The following is a 20093-nucleotide window of genomic DNA, read 5'->3' as shown; positions in this document are numbered from 1 at the left end:
CCGGTCCGCGAACCGGCATCCGCGGTACGAGGTGCCGGCAGTCGCGGCGAGCGAGTGCCGGCACCTCCTGATCGGTCAGTTCCGCAGCGTGGCGTGCTCCTCGGTCAGGTCGTCGACGGAGGTCACGCCGAGCAGTTGCAGCGTGCGCGTGATCTCGGAGCTGAGGATCTCGACGGTGCGCGCTACCCCGCGTTCCCCGCCGGCCATGAGGCCGTACAGGAAGGCGCGACCGACCAGGCATCCGCGTGCGCCGCGCGCCAGTGCGGCCACGATGTCGGCGCCGCTGCGGATTCCGGTGTCGAGGTAGATTTCGGCGTCGTCACCCACCCGGTCCAGCACCGAAGGGAGCAGTTCCAGCATGGTGGGCGCGCGGTCGAGCTGCCGCCCGCCGTGGTTGGACAGGATCACGGCGTCCGCGCCGTGATCCACGACCATGCGCGCGTCGGCTGCGTTCTGAATCCCTTTGACGATCAACGGCCCCTTCCACAGCCCGCGCAGCCACTCCAGATCCTCGACCGTGATGGTCGGGTCGAACATCTTGTTGATCAGGTCGGCGACCGTGCCTTCCCAACTGCTCAGCGAGGCGAACTGGAGGGGCTCGGTGGTGAGGAGGTTGAACCACCAGGTGGGGTGTGTCGCACCGTCGAGGACCGTGCGCAACGTCAGCGACGGCGGGATGGTCAGGCCGTTGCGGACGTCGCGCATGCGAGCACCGGCCACCGGTGTATCGACGGTGAGCACGAGTGCCTCGTAGCCGCTTTCCTGGGCGCGGCGGACGAGCTCTTCGCCGGCTGCGCGGTCCTTCCAGACATACAGCTGGAACCATTTGCGGGCGCGAGGGGCGGCCGAGGCGACGTCCTCGATCGAGGTCGTCCCCATGGTGGACAGCCCGAACGGGATGCCCGCGCGGTCGGCAACGCGGACGACGGCGCGTTCGCCCTCGTGCTGCATCATTCGGGTGAAGCCCGTTGGGGCGAAGGCGAACGGAAGCGCGCTGCGGCTGCCCAACATGCTGCGTGACGTGTCCACTGCGGACACGTCACGCAGGACGTTCGGGTGGAACTCGATCCGGCTGAAGCTCTGATGCGCCCGTCGCAAGCTGGTTTCCTGCTCGGCGGCGCCGTCGGTGTAGTCGAAGACGGCGCGCGGGGTTCTGCGTCGCGCGACGGTGCGCAGATCGTCGATGGTGTGGGCCTGTGCGAGCCGTCGCTGGACCGGGTCGAGCGTGGGCGTTTTCACTCGCAGCAGTGGCCGGAGCTCGGACCATCGGGGCAGTTGGCGGCGCGCCATGGTCGACCTTCCTTCAGGTTTCTCGAAACGGCGTGCGGGGGTGATCACCCCTGAACAGGGTGCTCGCCCGTGGACGGACGGGACTCGTCACGGCTGAGCATCCGGCTCAGGCGCGGTGGTGTACAGCGCGATCACGTGCGCACCGCACGAGCAACGGCCCGAGGCTCCACTCGGCCACGGGACTCGACCATGAGCAGCCGAACGCCACGCCACGACGATCCCGCTCGCCGCCACAGCAGTCCCGGGGAGGACGGCTGTTCGAGGCTGTGGCTGAGCCGATCGGATCTCGGCTCAGGTGGGGAGGTCGAAGCGGCGACGGCGCCCACCGGCTGTCGCGAGTTCGCCGTACTCGGGGATCGGCAGAGACGGACACGACACGGTCGACCGGCCGCAGCAGGACATTCCCGGTACGGCGCGACAGATCGCACCGTACCGGGAACTGCGCAGCCTTCCTCGGGGCTATCCGAGGAGGAACAGGACGCCGGCGAGACCGAATCCGACGAGGCCGATCGTGGTCTCCATGACGGTCCACGTCTTCAGCGTCGTCTTGGTGTCCATTTCGAAGAATCGGCCGACCAGCCAGAATCCCGAGTCGTTGACGTGGCTCGCCGTCACCGAACCGGCGGCGAGTGCCAACACGATCGCCACGACCTCGACGCTCGAGAACGAGCCGGTCATCACCAGCGGCTGCACCAGGCCCGCCGCGGTGGTGAGCGCGACGGTCGCCGAACCCTGTGCGATGCGCAGGACCGCGGCGATCACGTAGGCGGCGATGAACACGGGCATGCCGACGCCGTCGAGTGCGTCGGCGAGCGCCTCGCCGATGCCGCTGGCCTGCAGGACGGCGCCGAACATGCCACCTGCGCCGGTGATGAGGATGATGGCGCACACCGGGCCGAGCGAGGAGTCCAGCAGTCGCTCGATGACGCTGCGGCTGCGGTCACGGCGGGTGCCGAGCACGTAGCTGGCGACGAACACGGTCACCAGCAGAGCGACCGGCGTGGAGCCGACCACCATCGCCACCTGGACCCAGCTCGCGTCGCCGTCGATCCAGCCCGCCTCGCCCGCGGTGTCGAGCCCGGTATTGGCGAAGATCATCACGAGGGGGATGAGCAGCAGGCCGATGACCGTCGACGCCGGGGGCGGGTTCTGGTCCTGCTCGGTGGTGTCCGCTCCGCCGCGGAGGATCTCCGGGACGGGCAGCGCGATCCGCTTGCCGACCATCACGCCGTACAGGTAGCTGGTGATGTACCAGGTCGGCACGGCGATGATCAGGCCGAACAGCAGGACCAGGCCGACATCGGCGCCCAGCAGGCCGCTCGCGGCAACCGGGCCGGGGTGCGGCGGCACGTAGATGTGCATGACGGAGAAGGCGCCCGCCACGGGCAGGCCGTAGCGCAGCACGCCGCCGCCCAGCCGTCGTGCCACGGAGAACACGATCGGCAACATCACGACGAGTCCCGCGTCGAAGAAGATCGGGAAGCCGAAGATGAGGGAGGCGACGCCGAGGGCGAGCGGGGCGCGTTTCTCCCCGAAGCGGCGGATCATCGCGTCGGTCAGCGACTGTGCGCCGCCGCTGATCTCGAGGAGTCTGCCCAGCATCGCGCCGAGGCCGACGAGCAGGGCCACGCTGGCGAGCGTGGACCCGAAGCCGTCGGTGAGCGTGTCCATGACCGAGCCCGCGGGGATGCCCGCCGCGAAGGCAGTGGCGATGCTGACCACGACCAGCGCGAGGAAGGCGTGCACGCGCAGCCCGATGATCAGTATCAGCAGGACCGCCACGGCGGCCCCGGCGATGCCCAGTAGCGGCCCTGCTCCGAGGGTCTGGGTCCACTCGTCGGTGTTCATACCGGCTCCGTTTCCGACCTCGTTGTCGTTGTTGTTCAGCCTGGTGCGTTCGTGTCGGCCGGGGCGTCGCCGCGGCCGCCGGACCGGAGCCCGAGACGGTCGAGGGCGGTGGCGGTGATCGAATCGGGGGCGTCGCTCACGTCGAGTGCCACGCCGTCCTCGTCGGCGTCGAGGGGTTCCAGATCGGCGAACTGGGACTCCAGCAGTGCGGGTGGCATGAAGTGGCCGGACCGGCCGGAAAGCCTCCCGCCGACGGTGTCCACCGAGCCGCTCAGGTGGACGAACCGCACCCGTACGCCGGCTCGCCGGAGCACGTCGCGGTAGGTCCGTTTGAGCGCCGAGCACGTCACGACGACGCTTTCACCGTCCGCACCGCGCTCGTCGATCCACGCTCGCAGGGCTTCGAGCCACGGGATGCGGTCCGCGTCGGTGAGGGGGGTTCCCGCCGACATCTTCGCGATGTTGGCCTCGGGATGGAACTCGTCGGCTTCGGCCATCGGCCAGCCGAGTTCGTCGGCGAGGTGAGCGGCGATCGTGCTCTTGCCTGCGCCGGACACTCCCATCACCACGAGACAGGTGGCTGGCATGGGCGCTCCTCGGTGAACGTGTGCGGCGGTGATGCATCGGGATGTGCACCAGGTTGCATGGAAAGGTACTACGTTTGAACTCGAAAGGTAACACCATTGCGGGGACGGGGTGGTGACGGCCTCCGGCGTGTGACGACGGCCCCGGTCGCGGGCGGGTCGCCCCCACGGTCGGCCCACCACGACTAGCCTGGACGGTCGTGAGCAGGGTGGGGTTCGAGAGCAGACACGGCGCGGTGCTGGAGGCCATCGGGCGCGAGATCACCGACGGCGATCTGGAGTCGGGGGACACGCTCACCCTCGAGCACATCCAGGAGCGCTTCGGCGTCTCCCGCACGGTCGCCCGCGAGACGATGCGCATCCTCGAGTCCATGGGGCTGGTCACCTCGCGCCGCCGGGTCGGCATCACCGTGCAGGACGCCACGTCGTGGAACGTCTTCGACCCCAGGGTGATCTGGTGGCGGCTCGCCGGCAGCGGACGAGACGCGCAGCTGCGCTCGCTCACCGAACTCCGCATCGCGGTGGAGCCCCTCGCCGCGGGCGCGGCCGCCTGGAACGCCTCGGCGGAGCAGCGCACGCGCATCGTCGAACTCGGCGCGCGACTGCGCGGGCTCGGCGAACGCGGCCTGTTGGAGGACTTCATGCAGACCGACATCGCCTTCCACACGTTGCTGCTCGAGGCGAGCGGCAACGAGATGTTCGCCGCGCTGGCCGACGTCGTCGCCGTCGTGCTGCGGGGCAGGACCCAGCTGGGGTTGATGCCCCGGCAGCCGGTCCCCGAGGCGCTCGACGCCCACGAGAACGTCGCCGCGGCGGTGTCGGCAGGGCAGTACCGCCGGGCCGAGGAGGCGATGCGGGATCTGCTCGGCGAGGTGCGCGACGCCATGGCGCCGCTCGGCACCGGGAATCCCTCTTTAGACTGAGCGGTCAGGCACCGTGAACCGACGGCGAATGAGGTGGAGAGTGACGTTGCTGGAGTCCGTACACGGGCCGGCGGATCTCAAGGCGATGGACCACGAGCAGGTCGGCGCCCTGGCGGAGGAGATCAGGACGTTCCTCGTCGACAACGTTCGCCGCACCGGCGGGCACCTGGGACCCAATCTCGGCGTCGTGGAGCTGACGCTCGCGCTCCACCGGGTGTTCGACTCGCCGCGCGATCCGCTGCTGTTCGACGTCGGCCACCAGTCGTACGTGCACAAGATCGTCACCGGGCGCGCGGCGGAGTTCGACGGGCTGCGCCAGCGCGGCGGGATCGCCGGCTACCCGGCCCGCGACGAGAGCGAGCACGATCACATCGAGAACAGCCACGCCTCCACGGCGCTGTCGTACGCCGACGGGCTCGCCAAGTCCTTCCGGCTCGCGGGCGACACCGATCGGTGTGCGGTCGCCGTCGTCGGCGACGGCGCACTGACGGGCGGCATGTGCTGGGAGGCGCTCAACAACATCGCCGCGCAGCCGGATCTGCCCGTGGTGATCGTCGTCAACGACAACGGCCGGTCGTACTCGCCGACCATCGGCGGTCTCGCCGAGCACCTCTCGGCGCTGCGGTTGCGGCCCGGCTACGAACGGATCCTCGACGGCGGGCGTGAGCTGCTGCAGCACACGCCCGTGGTCGGCAAGCCGATCTACACGGCGCTGCACGCCGCGAAGGCCGGCATCAAGGACGCGTTCACCCCGCAGGTGATGTTCTCCGACCTCGGCCTCAAGTACCTCGGCCCGGTGGACGGACACGACGTCGCGGCACTGGAGAAGGCGCTGCAGAGCGCGAAGGCGTTCGGCGGCCCGGTGATCGTGCACGTGGCCACGGAGAAGGGGCACGGCTACGAACCGGCCGTCAACCACGAGGCCGACCAGATGCACCAGACCGATCCGGTCGATCCGGAGACGGGCCTGCCGCCGGCGAAGGGGCCGAGCTGGACCTCGGTGTTCGGGGAGGAGCTGACCCGCCTCGGCGGGCAGCGCGAGGACCTCGTCGCGATCACCGCCGCGATGCTGCGCTCGACCGGGCTGCACACGTTCGCCGAGGCCCATCCGGATCGCTGGTTCGACGTCGGCATCGCCGAGCAGCACGCGGTGACGTCCGCGGCCGGGCTGGCCATGGACGGCCGCCATCCGGTCGTGGCCGTGTACTCGACCTTCCTGAACCGGGCGTTCGACCAGACGTTGATGGACGTCGCGCTGCACCGTCTGCCCGTGACGCTGGTGCTCGACCGCGCGGGCGTGACCGGTCCCGACGGGCCCAGCCACCACGGCATGTGGGACCTGTCACTGCTGGGCATGGTGCCGGGGATGCGGGTCGCCGCGCCGCGTGACGCCGAGACGCTGCGGGAGGAACTCCGCGAGGCCGTCGCCACCTCCGACGGGCCGACGGCGCTGCGGTTCTCCAAGGGCGGCGTGGTCGACGCGGTGCCCGCCACCGAGCGGTTCGGCACGGTCGACGTGCTGCGCCGCAGCGAGCGGGAGGACGTGCTGCTGGTGTCGGTGGGCGCGTTCGCGGGGCTCGGCCTCGACGCCGCGGACCGGCTCGCCGACCAGGGCATCGACGTCACCGTGGTGGACCCGCGGTGGGTCGTGCCGGTGCCGGCCGAGCTCACCGCGCTGGCCCGCAGGCACCGTCTCGTCGTCACCGTCGAGGACAGCGGCCGGCACGGCGGTTTCGGCTCCGCGTTCGCCGCCGCCCTGCGGGACGCCGAGTGCGACGTGCCGCTGCGGGATCTGGCCGTGCCGCAGCGGTTCCACGCCCACGGCAGCCGCGGCGAGGTCCTCGCCGACGTCGGCCTCACGGCGCAGGACGTCGCCCGCACCGTCACCGAGTGGGCAGCGGGCCGGATCGACGAGGCCCGTGGTGACGCCGAGGCGGATCCGACCCCGCGGACCTGACACGGCGGGGATCGGGCGAGCCGGAGTGGTGCCCGCCTCCGCCGGTCCGAAGTGGACCGGCCGGCACGGCCCGCGGGTGCGGGTGGGTGCCCGCGCTCACGCCGCATCGCCGAATCAGGAATCTCTCAGAAAACTGTGGCACGGTGGTTGACGTGCGCGTGTTGGTAGTTGAGGACGAGGCGCCGCTCGCGGAAGCGATCGCGCGCGGCCTGCGTCGTGAAGGTATGGCCGTGGACGTGGCGCTGGACGGCGACGACGGACACGAGAAGGCGTCGGTGACGCGGTACGACGTCGTGGTGCTCGACCGCGACCTGCCCGGGATGCCGGGCGACGACCTGTGCCGCGAGATCGTGCGTTCCGGCGAGCTGACCAGGGTGCTGATGTTGACGGCCAGCACCGCGGTCTCCGAACGGGTCGAAGGCCTGTCGCTGGGCGCCGACGACTACGTGGCGAAGCCGTTCGCCTTCCCCGAGTTGGTCGCGCGCGTGCGCGCGCTGGGCAGGCGTGCCACGCCCGCCGCCCCGCCGGTGCTGACGGCGGGCGACATCGAGCTGGACCCCTCCCGTCGCACGGTCCATCGCGGTGGTGAACCGGTGGACCTGACACGGAAGGAGTTCGGCGTCCTCGAGGTGCTGCTGTCCGCGGGCGGTGCCGTCGTCAGCAGTGAGGATCTGCTGGAGCGGGTGTGGGACGAGAACGCGGACCCGTTCACCACGACGGTGCGTGTCACGGTGATGACACTGCGCAAGAAGCTCGGGGAGCCCGGTGTGATCGAGACGGTCGTCGGTTCGGGCTATCGCGTGCCCGGCGCGGGGCCGGCGGAGGACGCGCAGGGAGAGGCCGGCGGCACGTCGGGCGCGCGGGGATCCTCGGAGTCCGGTTCCCTGACGTAAGTGATCCGGCGCACAGGCATGGCGGCGCGCAGTCTGCGCGCTCGCATCACGATCCTCGCGACGGCGCTCGTGGCGCTGGTCAGCGCGTTGTTGCTGTGGCTGGCCTGGACACTCGTCGGTGACGCGGTGGGTGGGGTGCCGCAGCTGCCGCCGGGCACGGTCGTGGAGGTCGACGGCGTCCACGTCAAAGCGGCCGACCTCGCCGAGCATCTGCGGGACGAGGCGCGCGGCAGGGTCGTCATCGCCGGGGGTATCGCGTTCTGCTTCGTGGTGGCCGCGGCGGGCATCCTGGCGTGGACGTTCACCTCGCGCGTGCTGCAGCCGCTGCGGGACATCACCGGAACGGCACAGCGGCTGTCCGGCGAGTCGATGGGGGAGCGCATCGGTGAGGTGGCCACCCGCGACGAGCTGGCCGAACTGGCGGGCACGATCGACGCGATGCTGGACCGGCTGCAGGCGGCGTTCGACACGCAGCGGCAGTTCGTCGCCAACGCGAGCCACGAGTTGCGCACACCGCTGGCCGTCATCCGCACGGAACTCGACGTCACACTGTCCGACGAGGACGCCGACGAGGCCGAACTGCGACGTATGGCCAGCGTGGTGCGGGACGCCACCGAACGCGCCGAACGGCTCGTCACGTCGCTCTTGCTACTCGCTCGCACCGACGGTGCCGGGATCGCCCTGACCGAACGCGTGAACGTCGCTGAGGTCGCCGGTCGTGCGTGGAGTGTCGTCGAAGCCGACGCGCGGCGGCGGGAACTGACCGTCGACCTGCGCCTGGCCCCGGCGTTGACCACGGGGGACGCGGCGTTGCTGGAACGCGTCGCGGGCAACCTGCTGGAGAACGCCGTGCGGCACAACGTCGACTCCGGCTGGATCGAGGTCACCACCACTGCCGGGGACCGGTGGACCACGCTGACGGTCCGATCGTCCGGGGCACTGCTGGACCCGGAGACCGTGAAGGGATTGTTCGAACCGTTCCGCCGCGCGGGAGTGGCCCGGACGGCACGCCACGGTGCGGGCCTGGGGCTGTCGATCGTGCGTGCGGCCGCGGAGGCGCACGAAGGCGACGTCTCCGCCGAGCCGGTCGTGGGCGGCGGCCTGTCGGTCACCGTCCGCTTGCCCGCGGCGACCTGACGTCGCGGGCACACCCGCGTGTCCGGTTGGGGAAGAATCACACGTCCGTACTACTGCTTCCGTATTAATCGTTATCGTCGCTAACCTTTCCTGTCGGTTGATCCCCGAGAGGAAGGAATGCCGTGCGTATTCGCCGAACGAGGCGTCTTCGAGTGAGGAGGCGCGGCTCCGGTGCGGCGCTGAGTGTGCTCGTCGCCGCCGGGCTGATCGTCGTCCCCGGTGCTGCCGCCGTCCCCGGTGACGCCGCCGCGGCCGGGAGCGAAGACGGTGTGCTGCGACCGGACGCGCCGACGAAGAGCATCGCGTTCTACGTCGGCAAGAACCTCACCGAGGACGGTGCGACGCTGCTCGGCGGGTTCGGTCACGAGCCGTCCAGTCACTGGCTCGAGATCGTGCCGAGCCGCGATTTCCCCGACGATGCGACCACGACGGTCGGCGTCACCGACCGCGCCGGATATCCGGGCGAACTGACCGAGATCCCGCAGGCACGCCGGACGGCCAAGTACATCTCGTCGAACTACTCCGAGTTCGAAGGCTTCCCGGCCCCGCTGACCAACGGCGGGCTCAACGAGCACGGCGTCGCCGCCCGTGACGTCTGGTCGCCGACGAGCGACCGGTTGCTGGACAAGACCGACGCGGTGCAGACCGGTCCGAACTACAGCGACCTGTCCCGTATCGCCATGGAACGCGCCACGAGCGCCCGCGAGGCCGTGGAGATCGTCGGCGGTCTGATCGACGAGCACGGGTACTCGACCTACGGTGGCAACTCGCACCTGTTCGCCGACGAGAACGAGGGCTGGGTGCTCGTGAACTACGGCGGCAGTCAGGGCCTGTGGGCCGCCGAGCGGCTCGGCCCGGACGAGGCTCGCGTGTCCTTCCCCGGCTACCTCGACCCGCTGCCCCTGGACTACCGGGACCGGCCCGGCGAGTACCTCGCCTCGGACCACTTCGTCGACTACGCGGTGGAGCAGGGCTGGTTCGACCCGGCCGGCCGCGACACGTTCGACCCGCAGGCGGTCTACGGTGGCTGGCAGCCCAACGAGCGCGAGGTGAGCCCGACCCATCCGTGGGGTGCGAACGTGCAGGGTGAGCTGGAAGGTGAACTGGCCGACGAGCTCGCACCGGTGTCGCTGGAGGACATGCTCGCCTACGTGCGCGACCCGCGGTGGTCGCACGACCGTGCAGGCTACGGGCAGGTCGCGCAGTTGTCCGACGTGGACAACGAGAACCTGAATGCACTGTGGACCGCCGTCACCGGTGCGGTCACAACGCCGTACGTGCCCGTCTACATCGGAGCCGAGGATGTGCCGCCGGAGTTCAAGCAGCACCGGTACCTGACGAACGACACGGCGTCGACGCACGTCGCAGCCGACTACGCGCCGCTCGAGGCGACCGAGTACGCGACCCGGACGTTCAAGCGGTTGATGTATCACACGTGCGAGCACCCCGAGGCGTTCTACCGGCCGGTGACCGCCGAGATCGAGGAGTTCGAACGTGGGCTCGTGTCCGAGCAGGACGGTGTCGTGGCGAAGGCGGCCCGGCACTACGACGCGGGCCGTGAGGACAAGGCCGCGCAGTACCTGACCCGGTACGTCGGCGATCGGCTCGGTGCGAGCCTGGAACTCGGCGACCGGCTCGTCGGCGGCGTCGAGAACGAGACGCGCGAGCGGTTCGGTATCCGCATGCCCGCCGGCCGTGACCTGCCGGGGGAGACCGCGCGGTCGGAGAGCCAGAGCATGAACCGCGGTGGTGGTCTCGACGGCGACGCCGACGGTATCGCTCACTGCTACCGCGAGGGGCTGGGCGACTTCCCGCGCGAGCACGGCTCGTACGCCGAGCGGACCGGAGAGCTGGAGCTCCCCGTGTCGCGGCTGTCGAAGGAGGCGTTCCTGCGCGCCATGGAGCAGGCCGCGCCCGGCAACGGGAACGGCTGGCGCGAGCAGGCCGAGCGGGCCTGGGCGCGGCTGCAGAACGCCGGCGAGTGATCGCCGTATAACGATATATACGGCGTGGCACGGGAGCGTACGCTCCCGTGCCACGCCGCGGCCGTCACCTCACGCCGGGGGAACCGACGCCACGCCCGGAGCCAGGAAGGGCTTGCCCGCGACCTTCTCGGACACGCCGGCGCGGTCGAGGTACGGCGTGATGCCGCCCAGCCAGAACGGCCAGCCCGCGCCGAGGATCATGCACAGGTCGATGTCCTGCGCCTCGGCGACGACGCCCTCGTCGAGCATGATGCGGATCTCCTCGGCCAGCGCGGCCAGGGCGCGCTCGCGCACCTGCTCGGCCGTCGACGGTGCGTCGCCCTGCTGCCACAGCTCGGCGACTTCGGGATCGACCGTCTGGTTGCCGGCGGAGTCCCACTGCCAGACCGCGGACTTGCCGGCCTCGACGAAGCGCTTCAGGTTCTCGCTCACGCCGTAGCGCTCGGGGAACGCCTCGTGCATCGTCTCGGCCACGTGCAGCGCCACCGGCGGGCCGACCAGCTGCAGCAGCGTCATCGGCGACATCGGCAGGCCCAGCGGGTCGAGCGCGGAGTCGGCCACGTCGAACGGCGTGCCCTCGTCCACTGTGGCCAGCACCTCGCCCAGGAAGCGGGTCAGCACACGGTTCACCACGAACGCCGGGGCGTCCTTGACGAGCACGCTCGACTTCTTCAGCTGCTTGCCGACCGAGAACGCCGTCGCCAGCGTCTCGTCGTCGGTCCGGCGGCCACGGACGATCTCCAGCAGCGGCAGCACCGCGACCGGGTTGAAGAAGTGGAACCCGACGACCCGCTCCGGGTGCTGGAGCTCGGCGGCCATCGCGGTGATCGACAGCGACGAGGTGTTGGTCGCCAGCACGCACTCCGGGCTGACGTGCTGCTCGACCTCGGCGAAGACTTTCCGCTTGACGCCCAGGTCCTCGAACACGGCCTCGATGACGAAGCCCGCGTCGGCGAACGCCGCCTTGTCCAGCGAACCGGACACCAGGGCCCGCAGGCGGTTGGCCTCGTCCTGGCCGATCCGCTGCTTCTCGAGCAGCTTGTCGATCTCGCCGTGCACATAGGACACGCCCTTGTCGACGCGCTCCTGGTCGACGTCGGTGAGCACGACCGGCACCTTGAGTCTGCGCACGAACAGCAGCGCCAGCTGGCTGGCCATCAGGCCCGCGCCGACGATGCCGACCTTGCCGACCTGCCGGGCGAGCGACTTGTCCGGCGCACCCGCCGGCTTCTTCGCCCGCTTGTTGACCAGGTTGAACGAGTACAGCCCGGATCGCAGCGGGTCGGACATCAGCAGCTCGGCCAGGGCGTCGGTCTCGGCGGCGTAGCCGGCGTCCCGGTCGGCGGTGCGCGCCAGCTCGAGCAGCTCGAGGGCCTTCTCCGCGCCCGGAGAGGCGCCCTTCGTCTTGCCCGCGACGACGGCCTTCGCACGTCCCATCGCGGCGTCCCAGCCCGCGCCGCGGTCGATCTCCGGGCGCGGCGGCGTGACTTCGCCGCGTACGACGCGGGCCAGCCACAGCAGCGACTGCTCCAGGTAGTCCGCCGACGGCAGCAGCTCGTCGGTGATGCCCAGTTCGGCCGCCTGCTTCGGCTTGAGCATCTTGTTCTGGTTGAGCGCGTTCTCGACGATCACCGTCACCGCGGCGTCCGGGCCGATCAGGTTCGGCAGCAGCTGGGTGCCGCCCCAGCCCGGGAACAGCCCCAGGAACACCTCGGGCAACGCGATCGCGGCGACGTTGTCGGCCATCGTGCGGTAGTGGCACGAGAGCGCGAGCTCGAGCCCGCCGCCCATCACCGCGCCGTTGACGAACGCGAACGTCGGGATCTCGGACTCGGTGAACCTGCGGAACACGTCGTGCCCGGTCTGGGCGATCTGCCGCGCCAGCTCCGGGTCGGAGATCTGTTCCACGCCCGACAGGTCCGCGCCGACGGCGAACACGAACGGCTTGCCCGTGACGGCGATCGCGGCGGGCTCGGCGGCCACGGCCTCGTCGAAGGCCGCGTTCAGGCTCACCAGGCTCTGCGGACCGAAGGTCGACGGTCGCGTGTGGTCGTGGCCGTTGTCGATCGTGATGAGGGCGACCGGTTTGTCGAGACCGGGTACCGACACGATGCGGGTCGCCGCGCGGGTGACGACCTCGTCGGGGAATGCGCTCTGCGCCTGCTCTGCGGAAATCACTTGTTGCCCTCCCAGTGGGGGTTCTCCCAGATGACCGTGCCGCCCATGCCGATGCCGATGCACATCGTCGTCATGCCGTAGCGCACGTCGGGGCGCTCGGCGAACCGGCGCGAGAGCTGGGTCATCAGCCGCACCCCGGAGGAGGCGAGCGGGTGACCGCAGGCGATCGCGCCGCCCCAGGCGTTGACGCGGGTGTCGTCCTCGGCGATACCGAAGTGGTCGAGGAAGGCCAGGACCTGGACGGCGAACGCCTCGTTGATCTCGAACAGGTCGATGTCGGCGATGGACAGCCCTGCGCGGGCGAGCGCCTTCTCGGTCGCCGGCACCGGGCCGACGCCCATGACCTCCGGCTCGACGCCCGCGAACGAGTAGCCCACCAGGCGCATGCCCACCGGCAGGCCCAGCTCGCGCGCGGTGTCCTCACCGGCGAGCAGTGCGCCGGTCGCACCGTCGTTCAGGCCCGCGGCGTTGCCCGCCGTGACCCGGCCGTGGGGACGGAACGGCGTCTTGAGTCCGGCGAGGCTCTCCATCGTCGTGCCGGGGCGGGGCGGCTCGTCCTCGGTGGCCAGGTCCCAGCCCAGCTCCGGGTGCCGCGTGGCGACCGGCACCAGTTCCGGGCCGATCTTGCCCGCCTTCACGGCGTCGGCGAACCGCTCCTGGCTGCGGACCGCGAACGCGTCGCAGCGCTCCTTGGTGATCGCCGGGTAGCGGTCGTGGACGTTCTCCGCGGTCTGGCCCATGACCAGTGCGGACGGATCGACGAGCTTGTCGGACAGGAACCGCGGGTTCGGGTCGACGCCTTCGCCCATGGGGTGCCTGCCCATGTGCTCGACCCCGCCGGCGAGCGCGACGTCGTAGGCGCCGAACGCGATGCCGCCGGCGACCGAGGTCACGGCCGTCATGGCGCCCGCACACATGCGGTCGATGGCGAAGCCGGGGACGGACTTCGGCAGGCCGGCCAGCAGGGCGGCCGTGCGGCCGATGGTGAGGCCCTGGTCGCCCGTCTGGGTCGTGGCGGCGATGGCGACGTCGTCGATCCGCTCGGCCGGCAGCTCGGGGTGGCGGCGCAGCAGTTCGCGGATGACCTTGACGACGAGATCGTCGGCCCGCGTGTTGGCGTAGATGCCCTTGTCGCCGGCCTTGCCGAACGGGGTCCGTACCCCGTCGACGAAGGCCACGGTGCGCGCGGGTGCGGACACGGGTGCTCCTTCGGAGGTGATGTTCGCGGTGTTGGGAACTCGGAAGCCGGCCGACAGCGTTGTTACTAGCCGGTAACCTCGATGGTAGACCCGGTCTCGTCCGGTTCGCAGGGTGGCCTCGCCCACCGTGTGACACCCCACCGAGTGGGCCGGTTCGGTGAAACACCCGCGGCCTGTCGATGCCGCGGTGGTCCTGGACACGGGCCATCGCGGCCGGACGCACCCGGCCGCGATGGCAGAGAGTCACGCGTTCACGGGCCGGGCTTCCGGGCGCCCGTGCCCGACCATGATGCGGGCTCGTCGAGAGGCCGGCGGTTCAGGCCGTGGCGTGCAGCGCGGTGCTCAGCGCGTCGGAGGTGAGTTCGATCTGCCACGGCCGCGCGCCGCCGTCGGCGAGGACCGCGGCGACGCCGTCGGGGGAGCGGTCCTCGGGCGGGATCCAGCAGGTGCGGCGCAGCAGGTCGGGCAGCAGGACGTTCTCCACGGGGAGCGTTTGTGCCTCGGCGATCTTGGTCAGCGCCGTCCGTGCGGCGGCCAGCCTGGCCGCCGCATCCGGATCCTTGTCGGCCCACCGGTTGACCGGCGGGGGCCCGTCACCCCCCGTCGCCGTGCTGGGCAGCTCGTCGGCGGGAAGCTCCCTGGCTGCCTCGAGTTGGCGGAGCCAGTGGGCGCTGTAGCGGCGTTGCACCCGGCCGCCGAACACCGGCAACGCCTGCAGCTGCTGCGGTGTCGTCGGATCGGCGAGCACGGCGTTGACGATCGCGCTGTCCGGCAGCACCCGGCTCGGCGCGCGGTCGCGTTTGCGCGCCATCTCGTCGCGCGCCTCCCAGAGTGCGCGGACGGCGGCGAGTCCGCGGGGCGTACGCACCTTGTGCACGCCGGAGGTGCGGCGCCACGGTTCGGCCCGCGGTGGCGCGGCGGGAGTGGTACGCACGGACTCGAACTCCTGCCGGGCCCAGTCGAGCTTGCCCTGGGCGGTGAGTTCGGCTTCGAGGGTGTCGCGGAGCGGTACGAGCAGCTCGACGTCGAGTGCGGCGTAGTTGAGCCAGTCCTGCGGCAACGGCCGGCGGGACCAGTCCGCGGCACTGTGCCCTTTCTCCAGGGCGTAGCCGAGCAGTTTCTCGACGAGGGTGCCGAGTGCGACACGTTCGTGGCCGGCGAGCCTGCCCGCGAGCTCGGTGTCGAACAGCGCGGGCGGGTGCAGCCCCAGCTCCGCCAGGCACGGCAGGTCCTGCGACGCGGCGTGCAGCACCCACTCGGCGTCGCCGAGCGCGGCCGCCAGTGGCGCCAGCTCGTCGGCGAGCGGGATCGGGTCGATGAGCAGCGTGCCCGCACCGGCCCGGCGGATCTGCACGAGGTAGGCCTTGGGCCAGTAGCGATAGCCCGAGGCCCGTTCGGTGTCGATGGCGATCGGACCGCTGCCCGCTGCCAGCCGGTCACAGGCGAGACGAAGTGTCTCGGCGTCCTCGATGACGGGCGGGGTGCCGTCGACCGGTTCGGTCAGCAACTCCGGCGCAGCCGCCTCCTGGCGGTCCGGCGCATCGGTCGCGGCCGCCGCGGGGGAAGCGTGTTCTGCGTTGTACACGGGTGTCAACCCTACGGGACGGGCCGCCTGCCGCTCGGCGAGCCCGTCCCGTAGGAGGAGGTCGGGGCTAGCGGATGACGCCGGCACGCATGGCCAGCGCCACCATCTGGGCCCGGTCACCGGTGCCGAGCTTGCGGCCGATCCGCGACAGGTGGGACTTCACCGTGAGCGCGGACAGGCTGAGCTCCTCACCGATCTCCTTGTTGGATTGCCCGTCGGCTACGAGCTGCAGGACCTCCACCTCGCGCGCCGAGAGCTCGCGCGGGGTGTTGTCGGTGCCGGGAACCCGGGTGCCGGTGGCCAGCACCGGAGCGACACTCGGATCGGCGTAGACGCCGCCGTCGAGTACCCGGCGCACGCCGTCGGTGACGACCACCGGCGACGCGGACTTGAGCAGGTAGGCCTGCGCGCCGGCCTGGAACGCCGAACGCACCGCGTACGGGTCGTCCGACGAGGCCAGGACCACCACACGGGGCCAGCCGTTGCTGCGCAGCTCGGTGACCAGCTCAATGCCGCTGCCGTCCGGCAGGCCGAGATCCAGGATGGCGAGGTCGCACGGCCCGGTGGCCGTCGCGCGCGCCCTGGCCTCGGCCACCGTGGCGGCCTCGTGCACCGTGCCGGCGCCCATTTGGGCAAGTCGTCCGGCGATCGCCTCCCTCAACAACGGGTGGTCATCGACCACCATCACGGAAAACAACTCTTCCCGCGGATGCGGAACCATGCTCGCCGGCAAGGCGCCGGCTGGCGTGGATCGAACGGCCTGAGAAAAGCCGACGGCAGCCACGTCACTACCTCCCTGGAGTCGGTCGTGCCCCCCGACCGGCACCGGGACTTTCGGCCGTTCAGCCGCGCCAGCTTTAGACCGAAAGTGGTGTCGTCGACAGGTACTGTAGCCGCCTGAGTGGGGTAGTGGGGGCATCAAATGGGTATCTATCCCGATCGGATTGCACTCCACGGTGTCCGTTGTAGCGCGATGGGATTAATCCCTGCGAAAGGTGTAACGCGTTCCGATTTGAGCGCGATAAGTCGGGGTTGTGGTGCGTGAACTGGGCGTGCATATGCCGTGTGCACCTGCCGGGAACAAGTATGCCGTAGCGATTACGCGGACGCGTTCGCGCGGTCGCGGCCGCGCGTGAACGGGTTCCCGTCGCGATCTCGCCGGCGGTGGGAAGACACGACGTTCGGCGGGGTGGCGAACCGCCGAACGGGGTAAGGCGTCGTTGCTACGCCGTCCGGCCGCTACGCCGTCGGGCCAGCGCGCTGTGGCGCTGCTGCGTCTTCGGGGCGGTCCGTCGGGGCTGTGCCGTCGGGTGGGTGCGGTGTCAGGAGGTGCGGCGTTGGCCGAACATCGTGACACCGACCGGGGGAAGTCCCGCGTAGCTGGCCATCAGTTGGCAGAACGCGTCCCCGTGGGCGCCGAGTTCGGGGGTCAACGGTGTCCACGACGCCCGCAACTCGAGATCGTCGGTGCGGGAAGGGCCCGCGATCTCACCGAACCGCGCGGACGAGGTCTCCGTGACGGTGCCGCCGAGCGCGGTGAAGTCCGCACCGGTGGCCTCGAGCGCGTCGGTGAGCCACGACCACCCGACCGACGGCAGGAACGGATCGGTCGCCAGCTCCCTGTCGATGCCCGCGCGCACGTAGACCACGAGGCGGAACACGCCGTTCCACGTCTCCTGGCCGTCGGGGTCGTGCAGCAGGACGAGCCTGCCGGAGGCCTCGACCTCGGCGGGCCCGGTCGTCTCGCAGCTGAGTGCGTAGGCCCAGGGCGCGAGTCGTTGCGGAGCCTTGATCGGCTCGAGGTTCACCTCGGGTCGCGGCTGCAGCGCCTGCAGTGCGGCGACGGCCTGGCGGAATTCCTCCGGCGCCTGGGTCAACACGGTCACCCCGAGACTGTAAGCCGTCGCACGCCGCGGGTCGCTGTCCGACGCGCCGACGACGGCCCGGATATCCGGGCGTGGCACCATGAACCGTGATGACAGCCCCGTTCTCCGCGCCGTCCGCTTCTTCGTCACCGGCCGGCGCCCCCGCGACCGCGCGGCGCGCGCTGCCCGACGCTCCGCTGCTGGTCGCGGCGCGTGGGGGCACGCCCGCGCGCGTGCCCGTGTGGTTCATGCGCCAGGCCGGTCGTTCGTTGCCGGAGTACCGCTCGGTGCGCGAGGGCGTGCCGATGCTGCAGTCCTGTTTCGACCCCGCGTTGCTGGCTGAGATCACGATGCAGCCGGTGCGCCGGCACGGGGTCGACGGCGCGATCCTGTTCAGCGACATCGTCGTCCCGCTGTACGCCGCCGGTCTCGGCATCGACATCGTGCCCGGGACCGGACCCGTCGTGGCGCACCCGGTGCGATCGGCGGCCGACGTCGACGCCCTCCCGGAACTCGCGACGGAGCAGGTCCGCCCCATCACCGACGGGATCGGGCTGCTGCTGCGGGAACTCGGCGACACACCCCTGATCGGCTTCGCGGGCGCGCCGTTCACCCTCGCCTCGTACCTCATCGAAGGCGGGCCCAGCCGCAACCACGAGCACACCAAGGCGCTCATGCACGCCGAGCCCGAGCTGTGGCACCGGCTGGCCTCCCACCTCGCCGACGTCACGGCGACGTTCCTGAAGGCCCAGCTCGACGCAGGGGTCGACGCGGTGCAGCTGTTCGACTCGTGGGCGGGTGCGCTCTCGCCCCGCGACTACCGCGAGTTCGTGCTGCCGCACTCGGCGAGGGTGCTGGCGGCCGTCGCGGAGTACGACGTGCCGCGGATCCACTTCGGGGTCGGTACCGGTGAGCTGCTGCCGGCGATGCGTGAGGCCGGAGCCGACGTCGTCGGTGTCGACTGGCGGGTCCCGTTGGACGAGGCCGCGCGCCGACTGCAGGCGTCCGGTGAGCCGCGGCCGGTCGTCCAGGGCAATCTCGACCCGGCGCTGCTGATGTCGTCCTGGCCCGTCGTCGAGGCCGAGGTGCGGCGCATCGTCGCCGAGGGGCGCGGCGCCGCCGGGCACATCTTCAACCTGGGTCACGGGGTGCTGCCGGAAACCGACCCCGAGGTGCTGACCCGCGTGGTGGAGCTGGTGCACAGCCTGTGAGGAGCGCGCTGTGAGGGTCGCGGTCGTCGGTGGAGGCGTCTCGGGGCTGACCGCCGCCTATCGGCTGCGGACGCTGCTCGGACCCGACGCCGCGATCACCGTGTGCGAGTCTTCCGGCGAGCTCGGTGGGAAGCTGCGCACCGTGGAGCTGGCCGGCGCGGCGTGCGACGTCGGGGCGGAGGCGTTCCTGGCGCGCAGACCGGAGGCGCTCGACCTGGTGCACGAACTGGGGCTGGCCGACCGGCTGCGGCACCCCTCGGGTGCGTCCTCGACCGTGCGCGCGGGCGGGCGGACCGTCGCCCTGCCGAAACGCACCGTCATGGGTGTGCCCGCCGCCGCCGACGCGGTGTCGTCGGTGTTGTCCGAGACGGGCTGCGCCGCCGTCGCCGGGGAATCGCGGCTGCCGCCGGTCGGCCCCGTCGGGGACGACGTGTCGCTCGGAGCGCTGCTGCGCAACCGACTCGGCGACGAGGTCGTCGATCGGCTCGTCGATCCGCTGCTCGGCGGGGTGTACGCGGGCGGTGCGGACGGACTCGGCCTCCGCGCGGTGCTGCCCGCCCTCGCCAACGCGCTGGACGGCGGGGCGGAGTCGGTGACCTCGGCTATCGCCGCACTGCTGCCCGATCCCGCCGCCCCGCCGAACCCCGCGCCGGTGTTCGGCACGCTGTCCGGCGGGCTCGCCACGCTCATCTCCGAGCTCGCGGCCCGTGCCGAGGCCGAGCTGAGGTCGGGGGTACCGGTCCGCGCGCTGAGCCCCCGGGACGGCGGCTGGCGGCTGACCTTCGGCGCGGTGGCGGCCGCACACGCACCCGCCGCACCGGACCTCGACGTCGACGCCGTCGTGCTCGCCGTTCCGGCCCCGGCCGCGGCGCGCCTGCTGGCCGATGTCGCGCCGGCCGCCGCGGCCGCCTACGGCGAGGTCGAACTCGCGTCGATGGCCGTGGTCGGCCTGGCCCTGCCCCCCGGGACCGCGCTTCCCGACTCGTCCGGAGTGCTGATCGGGGCGGGGGAGCACACGTGCGAAGGCGGGCGGTTCACCGCCAAGGCATTCACGTTCTCCGCCCGTAAGTGGCCGCACCAGTCCGATCCGGACGGTCCCGTGCTGCTGCGCGGCTCGGTGGGCCGGTTCGGCGACCCGTCCGCGTTGCGTGCCACCGACGACGAACTCGTCCGGCGCGTGCGCGCGGACCTGGCGGAGTTGACCGGCATCACCGCCGACCCCGTGGCGGCCCGGGTGCAGCGCTGGGGTGGCGGTCTGCCGCAGTACGGCGTCGGGCACCGTGACCGGGTCGCGCGGATCGAGGCGGCCGTGTCCGCTCTGCCGGGCATCGCGGTGGCCGGAGCGGCGCTGCACGGCGTGGGCATTCCCGCCTGCATCGGGACGGGTGACGCCGCGGCCCGGCGCGTGGCCGCCCAGGTGGCGGTGGGATCATAGAGT

At 71.3% G+C, this 20093-nt stretch carries 15 protein-coding genes; 7 read left to right on the top strand and 8 right to left on the bottom strand.

Annotation, left to right across the window (positions count from 1 at the left end; genetic code table 11):
* Positions 1-75 precede the first annotated feature (75 nt).
* The 3 genes from LY40_RS03205 to LY40_RS03195 all read right to left on the bottom strand — a co-directional run bounded on the left by LY40_RS03205 (position 76) and on the right by LY40_RS03195 (position 3725).
* Positions 76-1290 (bottom strand): alpha-hydroxy acid oxidase, encoded by a 1215-nt coding sequence (locus tag LY40_RS03205; RefSeq protein ID WP_258935884.1) that lies wholly within the window; start codon positions 1288-1290, stop codon positions 76-78.
* Between the two features lie 459 nt (positions 1291-1749).
* Entirely contained in the window at positions 1750-3138 is a 1389-nt protein-coding gene (locus LY40_RS03200; RefSeq protein ID WP_183786027.1) for a GntP family permease, read from the bottom strand.
* 35 nt (positions 3139-3173) lie between these two features.
* Entirely contained in the window at positions 3174-3725 is a 552-nt protein-coding gene (locus LY40_RS03195; RefSeq protein ID WP_183786025.1) for a gluconokinase, read from the bottom strand.
* Between the two features lie 197 nt (positions 3726-3922).
* On the opposite strand from LY40_RS03195, the gene LY40_RS03190 reads away from it, so the two are divergent.
* The 5 genes from LY40_RS03190 to LY40_RS03170 all read left to right on the top strand — a co-directional run bounded on the left by LY40_RS03190 (position 3923) and on the right by LY40_RS03170 (position 10617).
* Positions 3923-4645 carry a FadR/GntR family transcriptional regulator gene (locus tag LY40_RS03190; protein WP_258935883.1) on the top strand — a complete coding sequence of 241 codons (723 nt, stop codon included), beginning with the start codon at positions 3923-3925 and terminating at the stop codon, positions 4643-4645.
* A gap of 40 nt (positions 4646-4685) precedes the next feature.
* A complete protein-coding gene (gene dxs / locus LY40_RS03185; protein WP_258935882.1) occupies positions 4686-6602 on the top strand; it encodes a 1-deoxy-D-xylulose-5-phosphate synthase in 1917 nt (638 codons plus the stop codon).
* A 152-nt stretch (positions 6603-6754) separates the two neighbouring features.
* Positions 6755-7495 (top strand): response regulator transcription factor, encoded by a 741-nt coding sequence (locus tag LY40_RS03180; RefSeq protein WP_258935881.1) that lies wholly within the window; start codon positions 6755-6757, stop codon positions 7493-7495.
* Between the two features lie 18 nt (positions 7496-7513).
* A complete protein-coding gene (locus LY40_RS03175) occupies positions 7514-8632 on the top strand; it encodes a HAMP domain-containing sensor histidine kinase (RefSeq protein WP_183786396.1) in 1119 nt (372 codons plus the stop codon).
* A 152-nt stretch (positions 8633-8784) separates the two neighbouring features.
* Positions 8785-10617, top strand: coding sequence for a C69 family dipeptidase (locus tag LY40_RS03170; protein WP_258935880.1), 1833 nt, complete (start codon positions 8785-8787; stop codon positions 10615-10617).
* 69 nt (positions 10618-10686) lie between these two features.
* On the opposite strand, the gene LY40_RS03165 is transcribed toward LY40_RS03170, so the two are convergent.
* From LY40_RS03165 to LY40_RS03145, 5 genes are all read right to left on the bottom strand, one after another.
* A complete protein-coding gene (locus LY40_RS03165; RefSeq protein WP_183786019.1) occupies positions 10687-12795 on the bottom strand; it encodes a 3-hydroxyacyl-CoA dehydrogenase NAD-binding domain-containing protein in 2109 nt (702 codons plus the stop codon).
* The gene (locus LY40_RS03160; protein ID WP_258935879.1) at positions 12792-13994 is read right to left on the bottom strand and encodes a thiolase family protein; all 1203 of its coding nucleotides are present in this window, start codon (positions 13992-13994) and stop codon (positions 12792-12794) included. The genes LY40_RS03165 and LY40_RS03160 overlap by 4 nt, the downstream gene beginning before the upstream one ends.
* A 316-nt stretch (positions 13995-14310) precedes the next feature.
* A complete protein-coding gene (locus LY40_RS03155) occupies positions 14311-15501 on the bottom strand; it encodes a ribonuclease D (protein WP_228726508.1) in 1191 nt (396 codons plus the stop codon).
* A 145-nt stretch (positions 15502-15646) separates the two neighbouring features.
* Positions 15647-16363 carry a LuxR C-terminal-related transcriptional regulator gene (locus tag LY40_RS03150; protein ID WP_183786017.1) on the bottom strand — a complete coding sequence of 239 codons (717 nt, stop codon included), beginning with the start codon at positions 16361-16363 and terminating at the stop codon, positions 15647-15649.
* 538 nt (positions 16364-16901) lie between these two features.
* Positions 16902-17456, bottom strand: a complete 555-nt coding sequence (locus LY40_RS03145) for a DUF3000 domain-containing protein (RefSeq protein ID WP_228726506.1) — start codon at positions 17454-17456, stop codon at positions 16902-16904.
* Between the two features lie 98 nt (positions 17457-17554).
* On the opposite strand from LY40_RS03145, the gene hemE reads away from it, so the two are divergent.
* Together hemE and hemG are read left to right on the top strand one after the other, a co-directional pair.
* Positions 17555-18655: a uroporphyrinogen decarboxylase gene (hemE, locus tag LY40_RS03140; RefSeq protein ID WP_183786013.1), complete on the top strand. Its 1101-nt coding sequence runs from the start codon at positions 17555-17557 to the stop codon at positions 18653-18655.
* 10 nt (positions 18656-18665) lie between these two features.
* Complete coding sequence (gene hemG / locus LY40_RS03135) at positions 18666-20090, top strand: protoporphyrinogen oxidase (protein ID WP_258935878.1); 1425 nt, start codon at positions 18666-18668, stop codon at positions 20088-20090.
* Positions 20091-20093 lie beyond the last annotated feature (3 nt).

Origin of the sequence: Prauserella salsuginis, from assembly GCF_024648885.1 — a bacterium.
GTDB classification, from domain to species: domain Bacteria; phylum Actinomycetota; class Actinomycetes; order Mycobacteriales; family Pseudonocardiaceae; genus Prauserella; species Prauserella salsuginis.
This window is presented reverse-complemented; position numbering and strand designations above follow the sequence as displayed.

Coding starts and splice junctions, on each gene's coding strand:
- LY40_RS03205 (WP_258935884.1), bottom strand. CDS start 1,290: ATGGCGCGCCGCCAACTGCCCCGATGGTCCGAGCTCCGGCCACTGCTG.
- LY40_RS03200 (WP_183786027.1), bottom strand. CDS start 3,138: ATGAACACCGACGAGTGGACCCAGACCCTCGGAGCAGGGCCGCTACTG.
- LY40_RS03195 (WP_183786025.1), bottom strand. CDS start 3,725: ATGCCAGCCACCTGTCTCGTGGTGATGGGAGTGTCCGGCGCAGGCAAG.
- LY40_RS03175 (WP_183786396.1), top strand. CDS start 7,514: ATGGCGGCGCGCAGTCTGCGCGCTCGCATCACGATCCTCGCGACGGCG.
- hemE (WP_183786013.1), top strand. CDS start 17,555: ATGACAGCCCCGTTCTCCGCGCCGTCCGCTTCTTCGTCACCGGCCGGC.